Source organism: Psychrobacter sp. T6-1, assembly GCF_052258445.1.
Map to the genome: position 1 here is coordinate 1 of NZ_JBQQFC010000357.1, position 2,210 is coordinate 2,210.

2 protein-coding genes are annotated in these 2,210 nt (G+C 40.7%); both read right to left on the reverse strand.

Annotated features, from left to right (window positions below; translation table 11 throughout):
- Positions 1-183: 183 nt before the first annotated feature.
- Positions 184-1,806 carry a carboxypeptidase regulatory-like domain-containing protein gene (locus ACTXGO_RS12725; protein ID WP_443574789.1) on the reverse strand — a complete coding sequence of 541 codons (1,623 nt, stop codon included), beginning with the start codon at positions 1,804-1,806 and terminating at the stop codon, positions 184-186.
- A 296-nt stretch (positions 1,807-2,102) separates the two neighbouring features.
- Positions 2,103-2,210, reverse strand: a 108-nt coding sequence (locus ACTXGO_RS12730; protein ID WP_443574790.1) for an NAD(P)/FAD-dependent oxidoreductase, incomplete at its 5' end; no start/stop codon positions are given.

Genomic DNA, 2,210 nt, shown 5'->3' on the forward strand with positions numbered 1-2,210 from the left:
AATGCACCGCTTAATGAGCAGCATCCAGAAAGCTTTTATGGCGGCGGTAGCGAAGGCTATACCGATTATCCGTATTTGAAACAAAAGCAGGCTTAGTTTTGAAAAACTAAGACAGTAAAAAGCCATCTTACTGTAGTAGTAAGGTGGCTTTTTTAATGAAAGAGACGAGCAACTTAAAATAACTTAAGGAGCAACACAATAACGAGGAGTAGAGGCTACAACCTCAAACGTATTGAATGCTTCTTCATCTGTTAACCAACGATCTACAGACTCGTAAGTGATGTTACAGCTCTCATCTACAACTAAATCAAACGAATGCCAGAAGATACTGTTAATGTTATCATCGTTTACTGTTGGTGTTAGCGTACGGCTACGAATAGTTGGCCCGGCTAGAAATACATTAACAGGAGAGTTTTTAAGACCAGGATTTTTAGTCTCGCTAAAATTCTCTACGCCGTAACGATAGCGTCCTATCATCAGATTACGTACTGTAATAAATTCAGGACCGAAACTATCGGTATCATCAACATCCAAATTAGCAAACGGCGCTGCACTCAATCTTCCCTCATTTGCGAAAAAAATATGACCACCTGAAGGGTTTAGAAGATGCGAGTCGACATCTTCTGGCTGCTCGCCCCAAGTGAGACGAATAGACAGACTATCGTTCTCTGTACTAACGGTTAAGCATCCTTCGGTAATACGATAGTTGCCGCTTGCAGTAATAATAGATTGAGCGTTAGAAGTGCGATTACCGTTTTGAGCAAAAACGAGCATTTTGCTATCACGGCGCACCGGTAACGAGAAGTCGCCATTGCTATCTGTAATAGCAGTAGTAATAGCAGAGTAATTGATGCCATCGCCTTTAACCAATGCATTGTCAATCCGAACGCCATCAGTATCTGCAACGCAGCCAATGACATTGACAGTCTCCATAGCGACATCGACGTTCCATGATCCTATCTCATTCACATCAGCAGCATAAACCTGTGTGCCATTGACTAAGGTTTGTAAGGTAGCAGTACTGGTTTGAACCCAGCCTTGCTGTACGATGTCATAAAAGAATAAAGGCAATTGCTCTTGTAGTGGTGCTAAACTTCTAGTGGATACTGGGATAACCAATGAGGCCATATTGCCTTCTACTAATACCAACTCATTGTCGTCATCATCTTGAGCGGTAATAATCAAAGCGCCCCAGCTTTCCATAAAACCGCCGCCTACGATACCATAGCCGCCTGGCATCTCTTCTGGATCAACACTTGGGGTCACAACATCCATACTGACAGTGACGTTACCGACGATGGGTTGTCCATCAGCGCGTTGTAAGGCATTGGCAGGAATACGTACTTGTGCACCCAAATCTTCAATAACTAGATTGAAGGCTTCTGAGGCAACTTGAGTAACTGACACGACAGTATTATCGTTATTGAGCTGATACTCTACCTCTGTGGCAGTACCATTAGATACTGATGTTGTAAAGCTACGCTCTGGATAACCTTCAGCATTGATTATTAGCGTTACCGTTTCGCCAACCTTTAAATTAGTCAACTGAAACTTACCATCAGCGTCGCTAGTATACTGCTGTCCTGCTACTATAATAGTGGCATTAGCTATTGGCTCTAGACTTATTTGATCGACTACTGACCCTGAGATACTTCCCAAATTTTCGCTAGGATTTGTAGGATTTTCGATGTTAGGGGTGGTATTTGAATTATTGTTTGAGTCATCGTCACAGCCTACAAGCAGTAGAGTTGCAGTTAACCCTAGCGTCAATAATTGATAAGGTTTAGTAAGTTTTTTCTTAATCATAAAAATCCTTTTTTAATAATTACAATAAAAATAATGGTGTTAAAATTTAGAGGTAAACCAAACAAATGTTTTTGCCATACTAACATAATAGAAACAATTAAGAAACAAAAATTTGTTTAGGATTGGGAAATATTTTTTGGTCATCAAGATACAATAAAAGCCGCTCTACTCTGTTAGTAACGCGGCTTTTTCTAAGCTTATTTTAATAGCTGATTATTCTATTGACTAAAATCTTTTGTTTGCTAAGTAGCTCATCATTTTGTTCTATCATCACGACATTATTAGTGCTTAGCAGTTTAAACCACCTCGCCGCAAACAAAACCACTCGCCCAAGCCCACTGAAAGTTATAACCGCCAAGCCAGCCTGTGACATCGAGCACTTCCCCGATAAAGTACAGATCCTC

Excerpts from the sequence above, each read along its gene's own strand:
- ACTXGO_RS12725 (WP_443574789.1), bottom strand. The coding sequence starts at position 1,806 with ATGATTAAGAAAAAACTTACTAAACCTTATCAATTATTGACGCTAGGG.